Source organism: Nostoc sp., from assembly GCF_036917615.1.
Lineage (GTDB): Bacteria > Cyanobacteriota > Cyanobacteriia > Cyanobacteriales > Nostocaceae > Nostoc.
Window position 1 is genome coordinate 149,160 of record NZ_JBALCZ010000020.1, and the last position, 21,419, is coordinate 170,578.

At 43.8% G+C, this 21,419-nt stretch carries 20 protein-coding genes; 11 read left to right on the forward strand and 9 right to left on the reverse strand.

All coding sequences use genetic code 11. The annotated features are described in order from the left end of the window. Nucleotides 1-57: 57 nt before the first annotated feature. The 3 genes from tkt to acpP all read right to left on the reverse strand — a co-directional run bounded on the left by tkt (nucleotide 58) and on the right by acpP (nucleotide 4,068). A complete protein-coding gene (tkt, locus tag V7K85_RS07445; protein WP_334812281.1) occupies nucleotides 58-2,085 on the reverse strand; it encodes a transketolase in 2,028 nt (675 codons plus the stop codon). Between the two features lie 252 nt (nucleotides 2,086-2,337). Continuing rightward, nucleotides 2,338-3,588 (reverse strand): beta-ketoacyl-ACP synthase II, encoded by a 1,251-nt coding sequence (gene fabF, locus V7K85_RS07450; protein WP_334812283.1) that lies wholly within the window; start codon nucleotides 3,586-3,588, stop codon nucleotides 2,338-2,340. Between the two features lie 225 nt (nucleotides 3,589-3,813). Then, nucleotides 3,814-4,068: an acyl carrier protein gene (gene acpP, locus V7K85_RS07455; protein WP_273768562.1), complete on the reverse strand. Its 255-nt coding sequence runs from the start codon at nucleotides 4,066-4,068 to the stop codon at nucleotides 3,814-3,816. 420 nt (nucleotides 4,069-4,488) lie between these two features. Here acpP and V7K85_RS07460 point away from each other — a divergent pair, with 420 nt between their 5' ends. Further along, nucleotides 4,489-5,394 (forward strand): CoB--CoM heterodisulfide reductase iron-sulfur subunit B family protein, encoded by a 906-nt coding sequence (locus V7K85_RS07460; RefSeq protein ID WP_334812286.1) that lies wholly within the window; start codon nucleotides 4,489-4,491, stop codon nucleotides 5,392-5,394. Here the strand turns inward: V7K85_RS07460 and V7K85_RS07465 are convergent. After that, on the reverse strand, nucleotides 5,383-5,547 hold the full coding sequence (locus tag V7K85_RS07465) for a hypothetical protein (RefSeq protein ID WP_334812288.1): 165 nt from the start codon (nucleotides 5,545-5,547) through the stop codon (nucleotides 5,383-5,385). The two genes, V7K85_RS07460 and V7K85_RS07465, sit on opposite strands and share 12 nt — an antisense overlap. Before the next feature lie 346 nt (nucleotides 5,548-5,893). Next, entirely contained in the window at nucleotides 5,894-6,946 is a 1,053-nt protein-coding gene (gene lpxD / locus V7K85_RS07470; protein WP_334812290.1) for a UDP-3-O-(3-hydroxymyristoyl)glucosamine N-acyltransferase, read from the reverse strand. 124 nt (nucleotides 6,947-7,070) lie between these two features. Here lpxD and V7K85_RS07475 point away from each other — a divergent pair, with 124 nt between their 5' ends. Next, complete coding sequence (locus tag V7K85_RS07475; RefSeq protein WP_334812292.1) at nucleotides 7,071-7,553, forward strand: SMI1/KNR4 family protein; 483 nt, start codon at nucleotides 7,071-7,073, stop codon at nucleotides 7,551-7,553. Nucleotides 7,554-7,713: 160 nt separating this feature from the next. Here V7K85_RS07475 and V7K85_RS07480 read toward each other — a convergent pair whose 3' ends face one another. From V7K85_RS07480 to V7K85_RS07490, 3 genes are all read right to left on the reverse strand, one after another. Then, the gene (locus tag V7K85_RS07480; protein ID WP_334812294.1) at nucleotides 7,714-8,946 is read right to left on the reverse strand and encodes an NAD(P)/FAD-dependent oxidoreductase; all 1,233 of its coding nucleotides are present in this window, start codon (nucleotides 8,944-8,946) and stop codon (nucleotides 7,714-7,716) included. Nucleotides 8,947-8,995: 49 nt separating this feature from the next. Further along, a complete protein-coding gene (gene rd / locus V7K85_RS07485; RefSeq protein ID WP_334812296.1) occupies nucleotides 8,996-9,160 on the reverse strand; it encodes a rubredoxin in 165 nt (54 codons plus the stop codon). A 355-nt stretch (nucleotides 9,161-9,515) separates the two neighbouring features. Further along, nucleotides 9,516-9,710, reverse strand: a complete 195-nt coding sequence (locus V7K85_RS07490) for a hypothetical protein (protein WP_334812298.1) — start codon at nucleotides 9,708-9,710, stop codon at nucleotides 9,516-9,518. Nucleotides 9,711-10,131: 421 nt separating this feature from the next. On the opposite strand from V7K85_RS07490, the gene V7K85_RS07495 reads away from it, so the two are divergent. Next, the gene (locus tag V7K85_RS07495) at nucleotides 10,132-10,689 is read left to right on the forward strand and encodes an SRPBCC family protein (RefSeq protein ID WP_334812301.1); all 558 of its coding nucleotides are present in this window, start codon (nucleotides 10,132-10,134) and stop codon (nucleotides 10,687-10,689) included. A gap of 5 nt (nucleotides 10,690-10,694) precedes the next feature. Next, a complete protein-coding gene (locus V7K85_RS07500) occupies nucleotides 10,695-10,832 on the forward strand; it encodes a hypothetical protein (protein WP_334812303.1) in 138 nt (45 codons plus the stop codon). Nucleotides 10,833-10,975: 143 nt separating this feature from the next. Here V7K85_RS07500 and clpB read toward each other — a convergent pair whose 3' ends face one another. Continuing rightward, a complete protein-coding gene (gene clpB, locus V7K85_RS07505; RefSeq protein WP_334812305.1) occupies nucleotides 10,976-13,594 on the reverse strand; it encodes an ATP-dependent chaperone ClpB in 2,619 nt (872 codons plus the stop codon). Nucleotides 13,595-14,080: 486 nt separating this feature from the next. Between clpB and V7K85_RS07510 the strand changes: the two genes are divergently transcribed. The 7 genes from V7K85_RS07510 to V7K85_RS07540 all read left to right on the forward strand — a co-directional run bounded on the left by V7K85_RS07510 (nucleotide 14,081) and on the right by V7K85_RS07540 (nucleotide 21,223). Continuing rightward, nucleotides 14,081-15,529 (forward strand): DUF2157 domain-containing protein, encoded by a 1,449-nt coding sequence (locus V7K85_RS07510; RefSeq protein WP_334812307.1) that lies wholly within the window; start codon nucleotides 14,081-14,083, stop codon nucleotides 15,527-15,529. Nucleotides 15,530-15,706: 177 nt separating this feature from the next. Beyond that, on the forward strand, nucleotides 15,707-16,363 hold the full coding sequence (locus V7K85_RS07515) for a GDYXXLXY domain-containing protein (protein WP_334812309.1): 657 nt from the start codon (nucleotides 15,707-15,709) through the stop codon (nucleotides 16,361-16,363). A gap of 134 nt (nucleotides 16,364-16,497) precedes the next feature. Further along, nucleotides 16,498-16,872: a hypothetical protein gene (locus tag V7K85_RS07520; protein WP_334812312.1), complete on the forward strand. Its 375-nt coding sequence runs from the start codon at nucleotides 16,498-16,500 to the stop codon at nucleotides 16,870-16,872. 150 nt (nucleotides 16,873-17,022) lie between these two features. Further along, nucleotides 17,023-17,277, forward strand: a complete 255-nt coding sequence (locus V7K85_RS07525; RefSeq protein WP_334812363.1) for a TIGR02450 family Trp-rich protein — start codon at nucleotides 17,023-17,025, stop codon at nucleotides 17,275-17,277. Nucleotides 17,278-17,956: 679 nt separating this feature from the next. Then, entirely contained in the window at nucleotides 17,957-18,823 is an 867-nt protein-coding gene (gene bchL, locus V7K85_RS07530; RefSeq protein WP_012410753.1) for a ferredoxin:protochlorophyllide reductase (ATP-dependent) iron-sulfur ATP-binding protein, read from the forward strand. Between the two features lie 32 nt (nucleotides 18,824-18,855). Further along, entirely contained in the window at nucleotides 18,856-19,644 is a 789-nt protein-coding gene (locus V7K85_RS07535) for a DUF5331 domain-containing protein (RefSeq protein ID WP_334812315.1), read from the forward strand. A gap of 175 nt (nucleotides 19,645-19,819) precedes the next feature. Next, entirely contained in the window at nucleotides 19,820-21,223 is a 1,404-nt protein-coding gene (locus V7K85_RS07540) for a ferredoxin:protochlorophyllide reductase (ATP-dependent) subunit N (protein ID WP_334812317.1), read from the forward strand. Nucleotides 21,224-21,419 lie beyond the last annotated feature (196 nt).

A 21,419-nucleotide genomic window follows, 5' to 3' on the forward strand; every position in this document is an offset into this window, starting at 1 on the left:
AAAAAAAAGGTGGACAAGATGCCCACCCTATACAATTTCGAGAATATTTTGTTGCTATTAACCCAACAATTGTTTAGCCTTAGCAAACACATTATCAACACTAAAGCCAAACTTCTCTAGACAAACATTGCCTGGAGCCGAAGCACCAAAGCGATCAATACTAACGCAATCGCCTTCAGTGCCTACGTATTTGTGCCAACCGAAACTGCTAGCAGCTTCTACAGACAAACGCTTGGTGACAGCTTTCGGCAAAACGGACTCTTTATAAGCCGCATCTTGTGCTTCAAACAGTTCCCATGAAGGTAGCGAGACAACACGGGCTTTCTTACCTTCAGCCGTGAGTTTTTCGGCTGCGCCGACGGCGAGGCTCAGTTCTGAACCAGTTCCAATCAAAATGATATCAGGTGTACCTTCGCTATCAACTACGGTGTATCCACCCTTCGCTACGCCCTCAACCGATGTACCTGCCAAGTTGGGAACGTTTTGACGGGTGAACGCCAATAAAGATGGAGCGTTTTGCTTCGACTTTTCGATCGCTATTTTATAAGCGCCAGAGGTTTCGTTACCGTCTGCGGGACGAAACACTAATAAATTAGGAATAGCTCGCAAGGAAGCCAGAGTTTCAATGGGTTGGTGTGTGGGGCCATCTTCACCTTGTCCAATGGAATCGTGAGTCATCACCCAAATCGCCCCAGCTTGGGAAAGCGCGGATAAGCGGATGGCAGCACGCATATAATCTGTGAAGATCAAGAAGGTAGCACCGTAGGGAATTAATCCCGAACTGTGCAGCGCTATCCCATTACAGATTGCGCCCATAGCATGTTCCCGTACACCAAAGTGGATGTTGGGGTTTTCGTAGTGCCCTTTTTGAAAGTCGCCTTTGCCCTTGACTTCGGTAAGGTTTGAGTGGGTTAAGTCAGCCGAACCACCAATCAATTCAGGTAAAACCGCCGCTAGTTTGTTGAGGCAATTTTCTGAGTGTTTGCGAGTAGGCAGTCCTTTGTCTTCTGGGGTGTAGGTAGGTAGTACCTTATCCCAACCATCGGGTAGTTTGCTGCTTATGTAGCGTTCAAAGTCAGCCGCTTCTTGGGCATACTTAGCTTTGTAGTCTGCAAAAGTCTTATTCCATTCGTCTTCGTAACCTGCGCCACGTTCCACTGCTTTGCGGGTGTGGTTGAGGGCTTCTTCTGGGACTACGAAAGGCTCGTATTCCCAACCCAAATTTTTCCGAGTCAATGCTATTTCGTCTTTGCCAAGGGCAGCACCGTGAACACCAGCAGTGTTTGCTTTATTGGGGGAACCGTAACCAATAATGGTTGTTACCTTGATGAAAGAAGGCTTATCGGTAACTGCTTTGGCTGCTTCAATTGCTTTGGCGATCGCTTCTAGGTTAGTGTTACCGTCCTCGACGTGTTGGACGTGCCAACCGTAAGCTTCAAAGCGCTTAGAAACATCTTCGGTGAATGCCACATCTGTAGAACCGTCGATGGAAATGTGGTTGTCGTCGTACAGAGCGATCAGTTTGCCTAGTCCCAAGTGCCCCGCGAAAGAACAAGCTTCACCAGAAATTCCTTCCATGTTGCAACCGTCACCCACAATCACGTAGGTGTAATGGTCAACAATCTTGGTATCGGGTTTGTTAAATTTAGCGGCAAGGTGCGCCTCTGCGATCGCTAAACCGACTCCATTGGCAATTCCTTGACCCAAGGGCCCAGTTGTGACTTCTACGCCTGGGGTCATGAAGTTTTCGGGGTGTCCAGGGGTTTTGGACTCCCATTGACGGAATTGCTTAATATCTTCAATGCTGACGCTATCGTAGCCTGTTAGATAGAGCAGGGCGTACTGCAACATCGAGCCATGACCGGCAGACAAGACAAAGCGATCGCGATTAAACCATTTGGGATTCTTGGGATTAAACTTCAAAAAGCGATCCCAGAGGACAAAAGCCATCGGAGCCGCGCCCATCGGCAGTCCTGGGTGTCCTGAGTTTGCCTTTTCTACGGCATCAACAGCCAAGAAGCGGATCGAGTTAATACAAAGTCCTTCGAGGGAAACTTCTTTGGGGGATTGGGTTGCAACAGTCATAATCTCTTGTTTTTAACGACGGGTTAGCACTCTTGGTAGCTTCTCTTGCTGGGGTTATTTTAGATTCCCCACAGTATCCTCATCATCCCACTCCCGCTTGTCGATGGACAAGCGGGATCTCCTGAGTTTGTGGTGATAAATCAAGCTGATAATTGGGTCATGCTGAACGCTTAAGTTATAGCGGAATGATATCTATCATACTTTTGGCACAGTCATCTCAGGAGAGCCGACTAGCAATAAAATGGGAAATTTTTAGACGTATTTCTTAAAGGCTAGTGTGACATTATGACCGCCAAACCCAAAAGAATTGGATATTGCTACCTCGACTTTTTGAGCGCGGCTAGAGTTAGGCACGTAATCTAAGTCACACTCTGGATCGGGATTTTCCAGATTGATTGTCGGTGGAATTTGGTCATTAGCGATCGCCAGTACTGTTGCTACTGCTTCAATACCTCCAGAACCGCCCAATAAATGACCTGTCATCGATTTGGTGGAGCTAATTGCCACCTTATAGGCATGTTCTCCCAAGGCTTTTTTGATTGCTGAGGTTTCAGTTGAATCATTAGCTGGGGTGCTAGTGCCGTGAGCATTAATATAGCTGATCTGTTCGGGAGTTATGGCGGCATCTTTGAGCGCTAGTTCTATGGCTCTCGCTGCTCCCAGCCCACCAGGTACGGGGGAGGTGATATGGTAGGCGTCACAGGTCATCCCATAGCCGATCATTTCGGCATAAATGTGAGCGCCGCGACTGATGGCGTGTTGCAGTTCTTCTAGAATTAAAATTCCTGAACCTTCACCCAAGACAAATCCGTTGCGATCGCGGTCAAAGGGACGGCAAGCTTTAGTCGGGTCATCATTGCTAAAAGAGAGTGCCTTGCAAGCGGCGAACCCAGCTATCGACAATGGTGTGACAGCTGACTCCGTTCCCCCGCAAATCATTGCCTGGGCGTATCCCCCTTGAATGAGACGAAAAGCATCTCCTATGGCGTTGGAGCCAGCAGCGCAGGCAGTTACAGGACAGGAGTTTGGCCCTTTAGCACCCGTGTGAATTGCCGTTAATCCTGCTGCCATATTGGCAATCATCATCGGGATCATGAATGGACTACAGCGATCGGGGCCACGGTTGAGGTAGATAGTTTGCTGGTCTTCTAATACCTTAATGCCACCAACGCCAGAACCGATCATGACACCTACCTGTTCTGCATTCAGGTCATTGATCACTAACTGCGCGTTAGATACAGCCTGTTTTGCTGCCGAAACCCCAAATTGGGCAAATCGATCCATGCGCTTGGCCTCTTTGCGCTCCAAGTAATCATGTGGATCGAAGTTTTTCACCTCACCAGCAATGCGGCAATCATGGCGAGACGCATCAAAAAGTGTGATGTAGGCAATGCCATTGCGTCCATTCAATAATCCATTCCAATATTCTGTTGCTGTGTTACCTATAGGTGTAATCGCGCCAACACCAGTTACAACAACGCGTTTACGTGTATGATCTGTCATGATTCGGTTAAAAATGGCGAAAAAGCAGCAGCCAAAAAATTCGGGTTTAGCGAGTAGGTACTGGTGAGCCAGCGCGGTCTTAAAGGTTTCCTTTATGAGCGACTGGCGTTAGCGACGTTAGGAGCGTCACCCTTTGGGTGACTAGGTGCAAAGAAAAATCTTCCCAATTCCCATTGCCCCTTATCCCCAGAGAGGGCCACGTGTTCCCCAATCCCCAATTCCTAATTAAGCTGATGCGGTAACTTTGTTATTGATGTAATCTACTGCGTCTTGAACCGATATAATCTGCTCGGCAGCTTCGTCGGGAATTTCGATATCAAATTCTTCTTCCAAGGCCATCACCAGTTCAACGGTATCTAAGGAATCTGCTCCTAGATCGTCCATAAACTTGGACTGGGGTGTGATTTTGGCAGGGTCGTCAACACTCAATTGTTCGGTGACGATTTTCTTGACCTTTTCAAAAAGTTCCGTTTGGCTCATAAATAATAAAAGTCCTTAACCAGTTGCTACGATCTGCTCTTTAGAGGAGACATTGTTTTGAGCATATACATCTTATCGTCAAGCGCGATCGCCCGCATACTGCCAAGGGTTTTTCTGTTAGAAAACCTTTCTTCTAAAAAGAATGGGGTAAGTTTTCTCTTAACACTTGGGCAATGGAGCAGGCTACGCCATCGCCGATACCGTGTAAATGCTTCGGTTTTCCAATTATTGCTAAAATTTTTTACAATGTCTCTATCAGTATTTACAGCCTTGCTAGCAATTAAGAATATGTAGATGCTGCGACTTTGAACCTAGACGGTTAAAGGGTCGTTGAACGTCAAACATCAGAACTTCGGTGCTAACAAGGGATGATAAAACAGTTATTGTTTAGAGCGATCGCTCTAACCCAAACATATTTCTATGCTATCTCACACCCTGAAATACGCTTACTTCCCCGGTTGTGTTGCCCAAGGGGCCTGTCGGGAACTTTACCAGTCAACTCAAGCGCTTACCCAAGCCCTGGGTATTGAACTGGTTGAACTTAAAAAAGCTGCTTGCTGCGGTTCTGGCACATTTAAAGAAGATTCCCAATTGCTAGAAGATACAGTCAACGCCAGAAATATTGCCTTAGCAGAAGAATTAAATCTGCCCTTACTTACCCATTGCAGTACTTGTCAAGGTGTTATCGGTCACGTCAACGAACACCTGAAAGAATGCCAGACTTCTGACCCTACCTACATTGAACAGGTTAATGGCTTGCTGCACAAAGAAGGCTGTTCACCTTATCGCGGCAGCACCGAGGTTAAACATCTCCTCTACGCCTTGGTAACAGATTACGGTTTAGAGGAAATTACCAAACGTGTCACCCGGAAGTTAACTGGATTAAAATGTGCGGCTTTTTATGGCTGTTATCTCCTCCGCGCCCAAAAATATATGCCCTATGATGACCCGTTCCAACCGGAAGCGATGGAAAATATGTTTCGGGCGGTGGGTGCAACACCAATTTATTACCGAGGCCGGACACAATGTTGTGGTTGGCCCCTGGCTAGTTATGCCACTACCCAATCTTTCAAGATGGCGGGGATGCATATTCAGGACGCTTTGACTTCTGGTGCTGACTGTATAGTTACGCCTTGTCCACTGTGCCACTTAAATTTAGATTCGCGTCAGCCAGAGGTGGAAAAGGTGATTGAACAGAAGCTAGGTTTACCAGTGTTGCATTTACCCCAGTTGATTGCTTTGGCACTTGGGGTTAGTCCAAAAGACCTGGGTTTAGAACGCCATATTGTTTCCACAAAGCCAGTATTGGAAAAATTAGGATTTTAACTTCTGAACCGGACATTCCGAGTTCAGAGGCTCAATTTCCGAGTTCAAAGGCTCAACTTCCGAGTTCAAAGGCTCAACTTCCGAGTTCAGAGGCTCAACTTCCGAGTTCAAAGGCTCAACTTCCGAGTTCAAAGGCTCAACTTCCGAGTTCAAAGGCTCAACTTCCGAGTTCAGAGGCTCAACTTCCGAGTTCAGAGGCTTGAATGTTGCTGTTTTTGTTTATTTTGTTCAAAAATTAAATCGGATTCCTATAGCTTGTTGCTACTATTCAGTGGTTGAGTTCAAGGCAGAGATTACTGATTTTGGTAAATTAATATGAGAATGTAGGCAATTATCTAAGTTGATGTGTAGGCAATGTTTCCGATGGGCTACGCCTACACACTTTTAATTTCATCCTTCTATCAAATCAAGTGCCAGAAGGCAAAAGTAAAAAGGCAAAACAGAACTTATTAAGTCTTTCTTCTCTTTTTACTTTTATCTTTTAACTTACTAGCTCCTATTAATCATTGCTATTTTTTAATTTACGTTGCAATTGTTTTAGCGATTGATACATATCTGGCAGGCGACCATAAACAGCACATACCTTGAGATATAGTTTGTAAGGAAGGGCTGGAGTTCCGCAGACAATTTCTCCTGGTGCAACATCGTTGTGAATTCCAGTTTGAGCAGATGTCATTGCCCCATCTCCCATCTTCACTTGATTAACTATTCCTGTTTGTCCAGCTAAAATAACGCGATTTCCCAGTTGAACACCTCCCGCCATGCCAACTTGACCTGCGATCGCACAGCCAGAACCAATTTTGCAACCGTGACCTATTTGCACTAAACTATCAATTACTGTATTGCGACCTACGCGTGTTTCTCCAACAGATGGGCGGTCAATGCCACTGTTGCAGCCAACTTCTACGCCATCTTCTAAAACTGTATAGCCGGATTGTTCCATTTTAAACCAACCAGTCCGGGTAGGAACAAAACCAAAGCCTTCTGCACCGATGACAGCACCACTGTGAATGACGCAATCTGCACCGATGTGGGTGCGTTCGTGGATGGTGCAATTGGCGTGTAAGGTGGTGCGATCGCCTATTTTAACATCTGGATAAATCACCACATTCGGATGAATGATTGCGCCATTGCCAATTTCTACCCCTTGTTGAATCACAGCATGGGGCCCAATGTAAACATCGCTACCAACTTTTGCGGTGGAGTGAATCACAGCGGTGGGATGAATTTCTGGGATGGGGCGATATGGCTGGTAAAAAAGTGCGATCGCTTTGGCAAATAATAATCGCGGATCTGGGGTCGCTAACCAGGCAATACCATTCTCCTGTGCAAGCGCCTGTAATTTTTCGTCCTGGGGCAAAATTAAAGCACTAGCATTGCTGTTGCCGATAAAAGACCCAAATTTTGCACTTTCTACGTAGCTGAGAGTACCGTTGCTAGCTTCATCAATGGCTGCTACCCCTGTAATTTCTGGGTCATGGTCTGGGTTGCTAGTCAGGCTATGATTGGTGGCTGCATCACCAAATTGGCGGAGAATTTCGCTAAATTTCATTGTTGGGTGTGTTAAAAATTGATCTACAAAGGATGGTAGCTTTATTTTTGCCGCTTTGTACTAGCCAGATAATTAATAATTAAGATAGAGATTATTAATTATCTAGAAAGTTCCAGGTTTTGAAATGATTAATAATATCCAAGAATTAAGAGAGCGCTTGTTTACTAGTGGAATAGTAAAAAATGAGCAAGAGCTACAAGGATGTACCTCAGAGGAAATTGCATACATTGAGAGCAAATATGGAGTTTTGCCAAGGACTTACAGGGAAATCTTAAGCTTACTTGGGCATAGTGCCGGAAAGCTTGTTAGAGGATCGGAATCTGAGTTTTACTTTGACCAACTTATTAAAATGAATGAATGGCAGCAGGAGGTTATCCTTGAGTCCATTGCTGAGGGAGAAGAATGTACACGCTTACCTGAAAATGCTTTCTGTATCTGTGCCTTACATGGAGATCCGTGGTTTATTATTGCCGATGGACAAGATGACTGTTCTGTTTATTTTCTACATGAGAATGACACAATCAAAGAGTCCAGTACATCTGTGATGGATTGGATAGAGGAATTTGTAGAACAAGTTGAATATTTGATAAAGAGGGGACTAAGATAAAAACTCCAAGTTATCTTTTTGATAATAAGCTTTAGCAATAAACCTTATAAAAGTCTGCTATATTAATTTTAATAAGTTCGTAGTAAGGGCTTTAGTGCTTATAAAATAAAGACTAAAGCCCTTACTAAAAACTCCCTTAAGCTGTCTCTCTGTGATTGTACTAATCGCTATTCGCCATTGCTACGCCTGCTAAATACCCGGTTGTCCAAGCACTTTGGAAGTTAAACCCACCGGTGACGCCATCAATATCTAAGATTTCTCCAGCAAAATAAAGACCAGGAACTAACCTACTTTCCATTGTCTTGAAGTTGACTTCTTTGAGGTGGACACCGCCACAGGTAACAAATTCTTCTTTAAAGGCTCCTTTACCGTTAGTTAAGTATTGTCCCTGAGTAAGTTCTTGCACCAGTTGATTTAAGGTTTTACTAGATATTCCTGCCCAACGGTCTTCTGTGGTAATTCCTGCACGGGCGATGATATATTGCCAGAGACGATGGGGTAGATCAACGCCGCGATGCAATGCGATCGCTTTCTTGCCCCATTCATCCTTAACTGCTAAAACTTTTTCTCGCACTTGTTCTTGTTGCAAATGGGGCAGCCAATTAATCAATAATCTGGCTTGATAGCGGCTTTCGTGCAGAACTCTCGCACCCCAAGCAGAAAGCTTCAGAACTGCGGGGCCACTCAAACCCCAGTGGGTAATTAGCAATGGCCCAGTTTGTTGTAATTGGGATTTTCCGCCCACAGATAGCCGCAATTGTACAGGGTTAACACTAACTCCAGCTAATTCCCGCAGCTTTTGATCGAGAATGTTGAAGGTAAATAATGAGGGTACTGGCGGTTCAATTTGATGACCTAACTCCTGGACAATTTTATAACCAGCAAGGCTGCTGCCGGTCGCAAGAAGTAGGCGATCGCATTTAATCGGATCTCCCGACTTCAGAAAAATATCAAACCCCCCATCTGCTGCGGTCACCGAAGTTACAGGTGTACCGATACGGAGTTTTACCCCAGATGTTGCCACCGCTTTAATCAGACATTCCACAATGGTTTCTGAAGTATTGGTGACAGGAAACATCCGGCTATCAGCTTCAGTGTTTAGATATACTCCGTGAGCAGCAAACCAAGCTACTGTATCTTCAGGCCCAAAATGAGTCAAAGCACCCCGCAAAGCTTTTGCACCTCTGGGGTAATTTTGGACTAACTCCTCAGGGTCAAAGCAAGCGTGAGTAACGTTGCAGCGTCCACCACCAGAAATTAGCACTTTCGCTAGGGGTTGGCGACTGGCTTCGAGTAAAGTAACTTGGGCATCAGGATTGGCTTTAGCACAAGCGATCGCACCAAAAAATCCCGCTGCCCCACCCCCAATAACTACGATTCGTAACGGTAGCAAGTTCTAAAATTTCTTAATAGCACGTACTTTACTAGGTTAGCGGTTATCTTCACTCTTCAGCTGGTTCAAATTGGTCTTTTGTGACACCGCAAACTGGACATGACCAATCATCTGGTATATCTTCAAAAGCTGTTCCCGGTGCTATACCGCTATCTGGATTGCCTTGTTCTGGGTCATATTCGTAGCCGCAAACAGTACATATATAGTTTGCCATGTTCGTTTCCCCTAGTAAATTGTTGGCATTGCTTCACTATTAAATACTTTTGGTAGTGAGTCAAAACAAGCAGGCTACAATTCTTAAACGAGACTACGTTATGAAAATCAAACCGCTTCGCGGAGTCATTAGTCATTAGTCACTTGTACTGAGCGTAGTCGAAGTATTAGTCAATAGTCCAAGAGAAATCACGTCCCTTGTCGGCGTGGCTTGAATTAGGCCGTAGTCATTAGTTTTTTTCGCCCAGGAAGGGCGAGGTATGTACCAAAAACTCTTGTATCTTTGACTAATAACTAATACTTCGACTACGCTCAGTACAAGTGACCAGTGACTAATGACTATTTCATAAATCAGATTAAATACGCCACCATCTCCTTTGGGCGTAACTGATAATCGCGATCGCGATCGCCCCTAGTAATAGTAGCCAAATTATTCCACCTGGAATAAAAGTGAGAATACCAAAGCCTCTCAGTACCCAGACGGCTACACTAATGCCGAGAAGGATACCAAAAATCTGGATTAATCTACGATTTAAATCAGATTGACTCACCTACTTTTCCTCTCAACTCAACAGAGATTACACATGATATTGACAATAAGATATGAAGTTACGATGAAGTTGCAGTTTCATCAGAAATAACACGTAAAAATTGAGAGATGCTATCCAGACGTTGGGGTAAGGTGCTTGATATTAGGTCGTGTTTGTGCCATTCTAGCTGTTAACAACTCAGTTTTTCATCTACAAATATTGCTCTGAGAAAACTCATTTAAGTATTAATTGTGTTAATTGTGATAAGAAATACAGTTTTTACAGTAAAGTTTCTGAAATAATTACCAAAAAATCACGATTCTCAGAAAAGATAAGCATTACACTTAAATTAAAATTTAGTGGGTTGAATCTAAATCAAGTTTTATAGCTTGTAGTTTCAACTCCATTTAGGTGGATGAGTTGAGGAGTAAATAAAATCATTATGTCTGCGTCTTATATCTCAGACTCAATTATTGCAGGTTCAGATATGGCTTGGAGTCAAGACAAGCAAAGGTTGCTGGTACAAGGTGAAATTTTGGTAGAAACGCGATCGCACAAGACTTGGGGTGGCGCGGTGACAGCCTGGATGTATTTGCCGATGGTGCGATCGCAAGTCTGGCAGCAATTAACTGATTATCCCCGGTGGGTGCAATATTTTCCCGATATCACTAAAAGCGAAGTGATGTACAGAGGTGAAGTTAAACATCTGTATCAAGCAGCACAAAAAGCCTTTTTCTTTTTCACCGCTCAAGTTGAAATTTACCTCAACGTCATGGAAGTGCTGGGGCAGCAAATCCAATTTCGCATGGTAAAAGGGACTTTTGAGGACTTTAACGCCAATTTAGAACTAAAAGATTGCGGTAATGGTACGTTGCTAGCTTATACTGTCCAAGCTACACCTCTTATTCCAATTCCATCAATTTTCATTCAACAAGCAATGAACTTCGAGTTGCCTGCAAATATGCGTAAAATGCGACAAGAGCTTTGTAAGAGTCAGTAAGAGCAATGTCACAGGCAAAAGCTATTTTGGAATTTTGGTTTGGTCAACCCGATGAACTGGGTTATAGGATTATGATTTTAATGCCTTCTTTGGCCAGTCGCTCACAGATGAATGTCTGGGTATCCATTCCAAAAAATTTCTAGCTTTGCTTGAATAAATGCGACTGTTGGAACCAAAAGCAAAGTGAGTAGTTTCCTGTCCCCATTCACAGAACAGTTTCATAAAAAAACGCAAAGGCGCTCTTGTGTAACTTAGCGTCTTTGCGGAAGGTTTTTAATGAATTTAATTAGCTAGTAAACACCTCAACAGGTAAGCGACTAAAAGAAAGACGCTCATTTTGCACATCTACAAAAATAGTGTCGCCGTCGTTGAATTCGCCGCGCAAGATGGCTTTGGCAATTTGAGTTTCTAACTCCCGCTGAATGGCTCGCTTCAGTGGACGTGCCCCATATATTGGGTCATATCCTACTTCTGCTAAAAAGTCAAGTGCAATATTCGAGAGCTTGAGGGATATTTTGCGATCGCTAAGTCTTTGGCGTAATCTCTCCACTTGCAACAGCACAATTTGCCGCAATTCCTTCTTATCTAAACCGTGGAAGATGATGATTTCGTCAATTCTGTTCAGGAACTCTGGACGGAAGCTATTCCGCATCGCCTCCATGACTCGACGGCGCATTTCGTCGTAGTGGGCGTTATCCCCGGCAACATCAAGAATGTACTGCGAACCGATGTTGCTGGTCATGATGATAATAGCGTTCTTAAAGTCCACCTTATGACCTTGGGCATCAGTGACGCGACCATCATCGAGAATTTGCAAGAAGATATTAAAGACATCGGGGTGTGCTTTCTCGATTTCGTCGAAGAGAATCACTGAGTAAGGACGCCGCCGAATCGTTTCTGTCAGTTGTCCGCCTTCTTCGTAACCCACGTATCCTGGAGGCGCACCGATCAGCCTGGAGACAGCGTGTTTTTCCATATACTCCGACATATCGATTCGCACCAGCGCATCTTCGCTATCGAACATATACGCCGCCAGCGCTTTCGCCAATTCAGTTTTACCCACACCCGTAGGCCCAAGGAAAATAAAGCTAGCGATGGGACGATTGGGATCAGCCAGTCCAGCCCGCGATCGCTGAATTGCATCTGCTACAGCTGTGACTGCTTCTTCTTGTCCAACCACGCGGCGGTGTAGTTCATCTTCTAAATGCAGCAGTTTTTCTTTCTCTGATTCCACCAACTTGCTGATCGGAATCCCTGTCCATTTAGAAATGATTTCGGCAATATCAGATTCGGTGACTTCCTCACGCAATAAAGATTTACCAGTTCTTTGGGCGTTTGCTAGTTCACTTCCGGCTAATTCCACTTGGCGCTTCAAATCGGGTAATCTCCCATATTCCAACGTCGAAGCCTTTTCAAGTTCGTAGTTACGTTTGGCCTGCTCAATTTCCTGGTTAACACGTTCCTCCTCTTTTTTAACTGACGAAATTTTATCGATAATATCTTTTTCTGACTGCCATTGAGTATTCAGTGTTCTTTGTTCTTCTTTAAAATCGGCAATTTCTTTTTTTAGTCTTCCTAGACGTTCACGAGAAGCTGCATCGCTTTCTTTTTGCAGCGATAGCTTCTCCATTTCCAATTGCAGAATCTTGCGATCAATTTCGTCGAGTTCTTCTGGTTTGGAGGTAATCTCCATTTTCAGTTTAGCAGCCGCTTCGTCTACTAAGTCAATAGCTTTGTCAGGTAAAAAGCGATCGCTAATATATCGACTCGACAATACGGCTGCTGCAACTAAAGCACTATCAGAAATCGTCACACTATGGTGGGTTTCATAGCGTTCTCTCAACCCACGCAAAATCGAAATAGTATCTTCAACACTGGGCTGATCAACATAAACCTGCTGGAAGCGTCTTTCTAGTGCGGCATCTTTTTCGATATATTTGCGGTATTCATCCAGGGTTGTCGCCCCAATACAACGCAATTCGCCCCGCGCCAACATCGGTTTTAACAAGTTACCCGCATCCATCGCGCCTTGGGTTGCACCAGCGCCGACAACGGTGTGAATTTCATCGATAAATAAAACAATATTCCCGCCAGATTCAGTAACTTCTTTTAATACTGCTTTCAAACGTTCTTCAAATTCACCCCGGAATTTTGCCCCTGCAATCAAAGCACCCATATCTAAAGCGATTAGCTTGCGGTCTTTGAGGGATTGAGGGACATCACCTGCAATAATCCGCTGTGCTAATCCTTCGGCGATCGCAGTTTTACCAACACCCGGTTCACCAATTAACACAGGGTTATTCTTAGTGCGGCGAGAGAGAATTTGGATAGTCCGACGAATTTCATCATCTCGCCCAATCACTGGATCAAGTTGACCTTTACGCGCGGCTTCTGTAAGGTCACGCCCGTATTTTTCCAGTGCTTCGTATTTGCCTTCTGGATTTTGGTCGGTCACTTTTTGGCTCCCACGAATTTGTTCAATAATATTTTTTAGTTTGCCTTCGTCTAAACCGAATTCTTGGAATAAACCTTTGCCAAAGCGGTCATCTTTAGCGTAAGCCAGCAATAAGTGTTCAATTGAAATATATTCGTCTTGAAACTCCTTGCGATATCCGTCTGCTCGGTCTAAAAGTGTATCTAAGCTACGTCCCAAGTAGATAGAACTGCTGCTACCGGACACTTTCGGCTGACGTTGGAAAAATTGTTCAGTGCGATCACGCAGTTTTTGAAGGTTAACACCCGCTTTAGTAAAGATAACGTTGGCTAGTCCATCTTGTTCTAGCAGCGCTTTCATTAGGTGTTCACTTTCTATCTGCTGTTGTTGATATTGTTTAACAATATCCTGAGTATGGGCGATCGCTTCCCAGGCTTTTTCTGTAAATTGATTTGAATTAGTTGGTTGCATAGGCTTTTTTGAGGAACGTAGACGCCCAACCATGAGACAATGCTGCCCAGAGTTGTCTGAGTGCCGACTTCCGACATGCCCGGACGGCAGCTTGTCTTCAGATATCAGAACTTTGGGGGAACACTTTTTGGGCGAAGTGTCCATCGCATACAGAACAAGAATCAGTTTTGTTCTGATATTGTCATTGTAAAAACATGGAGGCGACTAGCTGGATCGGTCTTTACATCTTTATAGAGTAGTAGTATTACCGCTCGTGGAAAAAAAATTCATTATTTGTACTTTCTAGGCAGTCGTGAGATGTTTGAGGCAATGAATTAGGCGATCGCCTTAAAGAGCAAGTCGTTTCGTAGATAGAAGAATCCGCGTGCGTTCACGCCGGTATTGCGTAAAACAGTTGATCGACACTGTAAGTATAATTAGCTTCATTGATCTGACGAGCATAGTTCTTGTCCCACATTCCATTTGCTTACAGCCTCAGAGAAAATCATGTTACTTGATAATTTTCGCCGCCAGTTGCGTCAAGAAGCGCAACTATGGCAGGATGAAGGACTTATTGATGCGGATTTTTACCAAATACTCGCACAAAGGTATCAATTTAATAATCTAGAAACTGCCGCTCGCGATCGCTTCGTTTTTATCTTGATCGCTGTGGGTGCAACATTGTTAGGCTTAGGTGTAATTACTTTTGTAGCTGCCAACTGGCAAGCTTTGAATAGAGAAGCCAAGTTAACACTACTGTTAAGTTTATTTCTGACAACTAATATTGCTGGTTTTATTTTGTGGAGACAACCTGCAAGCAATAATATTTCCCCAAGAGGCCGAAAACGCCGCCAACAGGTCTTCGGAGAAGGCTTGCTACTTTTAGGTGCGTTGACAATCGGCGCAAATATAGCGCTGTTGGCGCAAATGTTCCATATTAGCGGTTCAAGTTACGAACTGTTCTTAATTTGGGGGTTGGCTGTTTTGCTAATGGCTTACAGTCTGCGCTTGGCTTCCTTGGGGATGCTTGCCCTGATCCTAGTGCTAATCGGGTATTCCATAGGATGCTTAGATGGGTACTTTTCACAAAATGAGCTGACATGGGCGCGGCTGGTAATACAACATATGCCCCTACTCTTAGGTGTAGTGTTTGTACCTTTAGCTTACTGGTGTCGTTCCCGTTGGATTTTCAGAATTGCGGCGATCGCATTTGTTACATCCTGGCAATTTCATCTCCAGTCGCTGCAAGTTCTGACATATAGAGATGCTCCACCTTGGATTGCTATAGCCGCCTTTGCCCTCCCCCCAGCATTATTGTGGAGTTATGATGACTTATTATTTTGGCGAGTTTCTTCCAGGCTATTTCAGCCCTTTGCCAGGACTCTAGCTAGGGTGTTTTTCAGCATCACGTTTTACTACCTGTCTTTCCGTTGGTTATGGTCAGATCCATCTGTTGCTTATTACACTGAATTTCAAAATAGTCACTTAGCAACTTCGCTACCCTTTATTGATGTGGCAATTTTCACAGTTTTAGCTCTGTGGCAATGGTGGCATTTGCTACGATCAACAGGCAACATGGAACGCCAAGGAATAGATTTCAAGACAATCTTTATTGGCAGCTTGATTGTCATAACTGCTTTATTAATCTTCGTTCATCAAGCTATTACTCCGATTCCTGCCATTCCCATATTTGCTTTTAATGTCCTTTTAGCAGTGTTAGGGTTTGAACTAATTCGCGAAGCGCTGGAGTTAGGACAACGACGCGATTTTTGGGGTGGACTAGTATTATTAACACTACAAATTATCAGCCGAACGCTAGAGTACAACACCGCCTTACTATTCAAATCCTTAATTTTTGTTTTGTGCGGTATTGCTGTAATTTTTGCCGGATTGTGGTTTGAACGTTATTTGTCATCTTTACCAGTTTTATCAACTTCTGATAATAATCGTTCATAATACAAATTCTCTGTAAAATTGCACTAATTACTTGAACCATATATTACTTTGCATCTTTGGCGGTTTCTTTAATAATAAATATCAAGTGCATCTTTATGCAGAATTTATGTAAGAAATTTACGAATTTAAAAAAGCTGCTCATTCAATACTTAAAACTCATTTTTCTGATTCTCCCCTATGGAAACTAATCAAGCATTACCTTTGCAAAATGAACCTTCAGAAAAGCCTATAGCTGTTTGGCGGTTTGTAGTTCCCCTGCTAATCCAAACAGCGATCATCTTGGCAGTACCAGCCCAATCAGTTTACACACTTGTTACAGGTAAAACAGCTATTTTGCAAACTCTACCTGTAGATCCTTACGATTTGCTGCGCGGTTACTCTGTGACGCTAAATTATCAAATTTCTCGCATAGATAATTTAAAAAAACTTCCTGGTTGGGAAGATTTGGTAAAGCAAAATCCTGTTCCCGACAAACGAGGCGAGCCTTTGGCTCAGGGAACCAACTTGTATATAATTTTGGAAGAGCAAAAATCCTCTGGTGGAATTCCTCAAGCTTGGAAACCTGTGCGCGTAAGTGGACAAGTCCCAACTTCTCTAGCTGCAAATCAGATAGCCTTAAAAGGTCAATATAGTGCCTATAATTCGATTACTTATGGCTTAGAAACTTACTACATCCCAGAGGATCAACGGAACGATATTAACAACGATATCTTTAAAGCCCGATCAATCAAACCAGGACAGCCGCAACCGATAGTAGTGGAAGTGAAAGTGAATGCACAAGGTAAAGCGATACCTATAAATATGTGGGTACGCGATCGTAAATATCATTTTTAATTCTCAGCAGTGCAAGGTGTTGTTAAACTCCATCAACTTTCAAGTCAATGGTACAAAACCATCTCCGTATCTCCTGATTCCCCTGCCCCCACACAGAGTTACCATAATTCTAGGTCGCCTAGTGGATGCTGAAAATGATTGACCCCTACGACTTTGAAGATGATAACTTTGACTTTGAGGATGAAGATTTCTTAAAAATGAAACCCATCAGCCAAATGACTGAAGGGGAAAAGCTACAGCGATTTAAGCGGTTCTTCGACAGCAGCAGCCGTGCTATGTTGCAAGACTGTCTATTTCGGATCATCAATTATGAAGATGGTACGGGCACGTTAGAAATTCTTTGCCCTAACGAAGTCGTAAGACAACGCCTTTCTAGGAAAAAGCGCAAAATTAACAATAACATTAACACTTGCTGGAGCCATATCAGATGGTTTTCGCTATGTGTCCAGCAAGATAGTGAGTTGCATTGTCAGAAGTTTACCCGTAACGGCGATTTAGTGACATCTTAATTGGGGACTGGGGATGGGGGAGGATAAGGGGGATGAGGAAGCAGGGGGAGCAGGGGGAGCAGGGGGAGCAGGGGGAGCAGGGGAGAATAATTAATAACCGATGCCCCATGCCCAATGCTCAATGCCCAATGACAAATGACTAATATACAAATGACTAAAAAACAAAAATTTCCTTACCTAGTTGGTTCTAAGTGGACAGCACAGCAAAAAGTTGATGGCTGGCGGCACTTCCAAGTTGTCAACCGGAAAAATCAAGCTAAGTGGGTTTACGCCGAAATGGTTTGTGCTTGCGATCCTAAAGTCCGTTTCTGGATAAATGCCAAATTATTACAAGATAACTCCCAGTGGCAAGCTGGCTGGCAAACATTACAAGAAATTCAGGAACTTGAAACTGAGGTGTCCTGATTTGCCTCGTTCCCAGTCACTGACTGGGAATGCCCATTAGTGGGCTGCCCCCTTCTTCACTGCCGGCAGCAGATCAATAACACGCATTTATTAGGTATAACCCAGAAACGAGGTTTTAATCGGCACAGCCGAAAGATTTTAATAATCTTAGACAATATTTGGCAATTTAATAATTTTTTACAAAAACAGACTAACTTACTCTCAAGCAGCAATTAAAGGGTCTTGGCTACCGACTGAAAACTGCCAAATTATCTGCTCGCAATATTTCACCGATATTTCTAGCATAGTGCTGGCTATACCTCTCTTTACCCTTGACCCTGTGCCCCAATACCCTGAAAACACGTTGCATGACCATCAGCTAATTCTAGGAAAACCATTCAAAAAAGCCAATTCCAGTCTTTTGTATTTTGTAACTATTTTTATAAAAATAAGTAATAAAAACTGTTTATTGAATTTTTTGAGAGCTAATAAGGTCTTTAAGGTTGATAAAACTTCAAATACGGATGATTAAGCTTTAATTCATGATATTAGACCGATTTACAGATTGAGGTCCACTTTCTTTTCTATGTAATTTGCCCAATAATGACATCAACAGACCTCACGCATCGCCATCTCAGGACAGGTGAAGGCAAATGTTTGAGCCACAAGTTTGACAATAAGCTATAAGAGGCAAATAAAAGTGAAACTAGCAGTCTACGGAAAAGGTGGTATCGGTAAATCCACAACTAGCTGTAACATATCAGTCGCCCTAGCTAAACGTGGCAAGAAAGTGCTGCAAATTGGCTGCGACCCCAAACATGACAGTACCTTCACCCTGACTGGGTTTTTGATTCCGACAATTATCGACACCCTCCAAGAAAAGGACTATCACTACGAAGATGTCTGGCCGGAAGATGTGATTTACAAAGGCTACGGCGGTGTTGATTGCGTAGAAGCTGGTGGACCACCTGCGGGTGCTGGATGCGGTGGCTACGTAGTTGGCGAAACCGTGAAATTACTTAAGGAACTCAACGCCTTTGATGAGTACGATGTAATTCTCTTTGATGTTCTGGGTGACGTAGTTTGCGGTGGTTTTGCAGCACCACTCAACTATGCAGATTACTGCCTGATTGTTACAGACAACGGCTTTGATGCTTTGTTTGCTGCTAATCGCATTGCTGCTTCAGTCCGCGAAAAAGCACGAACTCACCCACTGCGTCTAGCTGGGTTGATTGGCAATCGCACCTCCAAGCGCGACTTGATTGAAAAATATATAGAAGCTGTGCCAATGCCAGTTTTGGAAGTTTTACCTTTGATTGAAGATATCCGTGTTTCCCGTGTGAAAGGCAAGACTTTGTTTGAGATGGCAGAGCAAGATCCTTCCCTAGACTACGTTTGCGATTACTATCTCAACATCGCTGACCAAATTCTGGCGCGTCCCGAAGGTGTTGTACCTAACGATACACCAGATCGTGAGCTGTTCTCTTTGTTGTCCGATTTTTATCTAAATCCGGGTAAACCCCAGGTTCCTAATTCAGAAGAGGAACTAGACTTGATGATTGTATAAATCACCAAGTTCTCAGGATGGGGGACAATAATATGGCTTTCTTTCACAGCTTTACAGATTCATTAAAGCAAAAGTGGTTGCAATTTTTCCAGAACAATCGGGACTGGATTACCCTGCACATGCAAGTGGAATCAGTGTACACCCCTGATGGCGGGAAGCGACCACCTTCTTACCTCATCCTGGGAGTAGTTAACGCCCTAGAGCCAAAGCTAGCGCAGTTAATGTTGCCCTTTGCCAAACTTAATCCTGACGCCGATACGCTGATTGAGGTGCTGGATTTGCATTTTGACCCAGATTTTGCTCTCGGTAACCGCTTTGTAATCAACCCAGAACCAGAGAGATACGTAGAAGAAGCAACAGCGATCATTGACGAAAAGCTTGAAGATGAAACATTGACACATTCTCATACAAATGGCTTTGGGTCGGTGGCGGTAGTTCAGGAGTTCGCAATAGTGGATTCTGATGATCAAAGCCTGGGGATCAGCGAGTTGGGGGAAACCGAAAATGACTTTGGCGATATTTCCTTATCCAACGGACACGACTCAAAAGATGAGTCTCTCCAAATCTCTAGTCTAGAAGCAGATGAGTTTGGGGAAATTGCCTTCGATACAACAGCTGCAAACGAAGTAAAGCTGGATGACGACCAGGCGCTTGAGGATAGTCCACTAGATGAGAATGCGTTTAAAGACGTGTTATCAGATGTCTGGGGTGATGAAACAGCTTTACAAAAGGCTGAAGAAAGTAACGATTTTTTGGGGGAAGAACTGCCAGCAGGCGTTTTTGATGAATCAGAAATTGCCCGTCTCTTCCCCAACGCTTAATTATTGCCGTTCCTCGCAATTTTAAGTTTTAGATTTGGGGTTTTGGATTAGGAATTAGGGAAATTGTCGTCAGACATACGATACTTCTGTTGTCCCAGTCTTCATCCAAAATCGTCAATCTAAAATCTAGAATTGGTTGACCTGCCATTAAATATCAAGGGGAGAAAAAACCAAAATGACTGTCGCTCAACAACCAGAAGCTTTAAACTTTGAATGTGAAACTGGGAATTACCATACCTTTTGCCCAATTAGCTGCGTGGCGTGGTTATACCAAAAAATTGAAGATAGCTTCTTTTTGGTGATTGGGACAAAAACTTGTGGCTACTTCTTGCAAAACGCGATGGGGGTGATGATTTTTGCTGAACCCCGCTATGCAATGGCAGAGTTGGAAGAGGGCGATATTTCGGCACAGCTGAGTGATTATGAAGAGTTAAAGCGGTTGTGCTTGCAAATTAAACGCGATCGCAATCCTAGTGTAATTGTCTGGATTGGCACTTGCACCACTGAAATTATCAAAACAGATTTGGAAGGTTTGGCACCGAAGCTGGAATCCGAAATCGGTATTCCCATCGTTGTAGCGCGGGCAAATGGTCTAGATTACGCCTTCACGCAAGGGGAAGACACTGTATTAGCAGCAATGGCTAACCGTTGTCCTGATAAGGCTCCTGTGGCGGAAACAGAGAAAAATGAACGCAATGCGATCGCTAAATTACTCAACTTCGGCAAGAAGAAAGAAGATGTCGCTCAAGATGAATCTGAGTACGTAGATCATCCACCACTGGTTCTCTTTGGCTCCCTTCCCGACCCCGTAGTTACTCAGTTAACCTTGGAATTAAAGAAACAAGGCATCAAAGTTTCCGGCTGGCTACCCGCGAAGCGCTTCACTGAACTGCCAGTACTGGAAGAAGGGTATTATGTCGCTGGTGTCAACCCCTTCCTCAGCCGCACAGCTACCACCTTAATGCGTCGCCGCAAGTGTAAACTCATTGGCGCACCTTTCCCCATTGGCCCCGATGGCACTCGCGCTTGGATTGAGAAAATCTGCTCGGTGTTCGGTATTACTCCCAAGGGTTTGGATGAACGGGAAGCCCAAATTTGGGCAGGTTTGGAAGATTATGTGAAACTGATTCGCGGTAAGTCTGTATTCTTCATGGGTGATAACTTGCTGGAAGTTTCCCAAGCAAGATTTTTAATCCGGTGTGGGATGACGGTTCACGAAATCGGCATTCCCTACATGGATAAGCGCTATCAAGCTGCTGAGTTGGCACTGTTGGAGAAAACTTGCCAAGAAATGAATTCACCCCTGCCAAGGATTGTGGAGAAGCCGGATAATTACAATCAACTTCAGCGGATTTATGAGTTGAAACCAGATTTGGTAATTACTGGTATGGCTCATGCTAACCCGTTGGAAGCACGCGGTATTAATACTAAGTGGTCTGTGGAGTTCACTTTTGCTCAAATTCACGGCTTTACGAATGCGCGTGACATGTTAGAGTTGGTGACTCGTCCGTTGCGTCGAAATAATAATTTGAAAGATTTGGGTTGGGATAAGTTGGTGAGAGAAGAAGCGAAGATTTAGATTTGGGTTTGGATTTAGCAACAGCATAACACTATGTTAGGGGCGAACTTTCGGGTTCGTCCTTTTTTTACTTCACAAGACCTTCACCAATTTACGAGGATTCGACGCCTGTAGAAACACGGTTTTGAGCAGGAACTAGATCATATTAGCGAGCGCCTTACTCATTCATTAGACATCTCTGAAAACTACACAAGTA

Bases quoted from the DNA above. Each gene is read 5' to 3' on its own strand.
- V7K85_RS07510 (WP_334812307.1), top strand. From the start codon at position 14,081: ATGTTACTTGATAATTTTCGCCGCCAGTTGCGTCAAGAAGCGCAACTA.
- V7K85_RS07520 (WP_334812312.1), top strand. From the start codon at position 16,498: ATGATTGACCCCTACGACTTTGAAGATGATAACTTTGACTTTGAGGAT.
- V7K85_RS07460 (WP_334812286.1), top strand. From the start codon at position 4,489: ATGCTATCTCACACCCTGAAATACGCTTACTTCCCCGGTTGTGTTGCC.
- V7K85_RS07540 (WP_334812317.1), top strand. From the start codon at position 19,820: ATGACTGTCGCTCAACAACCAGAAGCTTTAAACTTTGAATGTGAAACT.
- V7K85_RS07500 (WP_334812303.1), top strand. From the start codon at position 10,695: ATGTCACAGGCAAAAGCTATTTTGGAATTTTGGTTTGGTCAACCCGAT.
- rd (WP_334812296.1), bottom strand. From the start codon at position 9,160: ATGGCAAACTATATATGTACTGTTTGCGGCTACGAATATGACCCAGAA.
- V7K85_RS07535 (WP_334812315.1), top strand. From the start codon at position 18,856: ATGGCTTTCTTTCACAGCTTTACAGATTCATTAAAGCAAAAGTGGTTG.
- V7K85_RS07525 (WP_334812363.1), top strand. From the start codon at position 17,023: ATGACTAAAAAACAAAAATTTCCTTACCTAGTTGGTTCTAAGTGGACA.
- tkt (WP_334812281.1), bottom strand. From the start codon at position 2,085: ATGACTGTTGCAACCCAATCCCCCAAAGAAGTTTCCCTCGAAGGACTT.
- acpP (WP_273768562.1), bottom strand. From the start codon at position 4,068: ATGAGCCAAACGGAACTTTTTGAAAAGGTCAAGAAAATCGTCACCGAA.
- lpxD (WP_334812290.1), bottom strand. From the start codon at position 6,946: ATGAAATTTAGCGAAATTCTCCGCCAATTTGGTGATGCAGCCACCAAT.
- fabF (WP_334812283.1), bottom strand. From the start codon at position 3,588: ATGACAGATCATACACGTAAACGCGTTGTTGTAACTGGTGTTGGCGCG.
- V7K85_RS07475 (WP_334812292.1), top strand. From the start codon at position 7,071: ATGATTAATAATATCCAAGAATTAAGAGAGCGCTTGTTTACTAGTGGA.
- clpB (WP_334812305.1), bottom strand. From the start codon at position 13,594: ATGCAACCAACTAATTCAAATCAATTTACAGAAAAAGCCTGGGAAGCG.
- V7K85_RS07515 (WP_334812309.1), top strand. From the start codon at position 15,707: ATGGAAACTAATCAAGCATTACCTTTGCAAAATGAACCTTCAGAAAAG.
- V7K85_RS07495 (WP_334812301.1), top strand. From the start codon at position 10,132: ATGTCTGCGTCTTATATCTCAGACTCAATTATTGCAGGTTCAGATATG.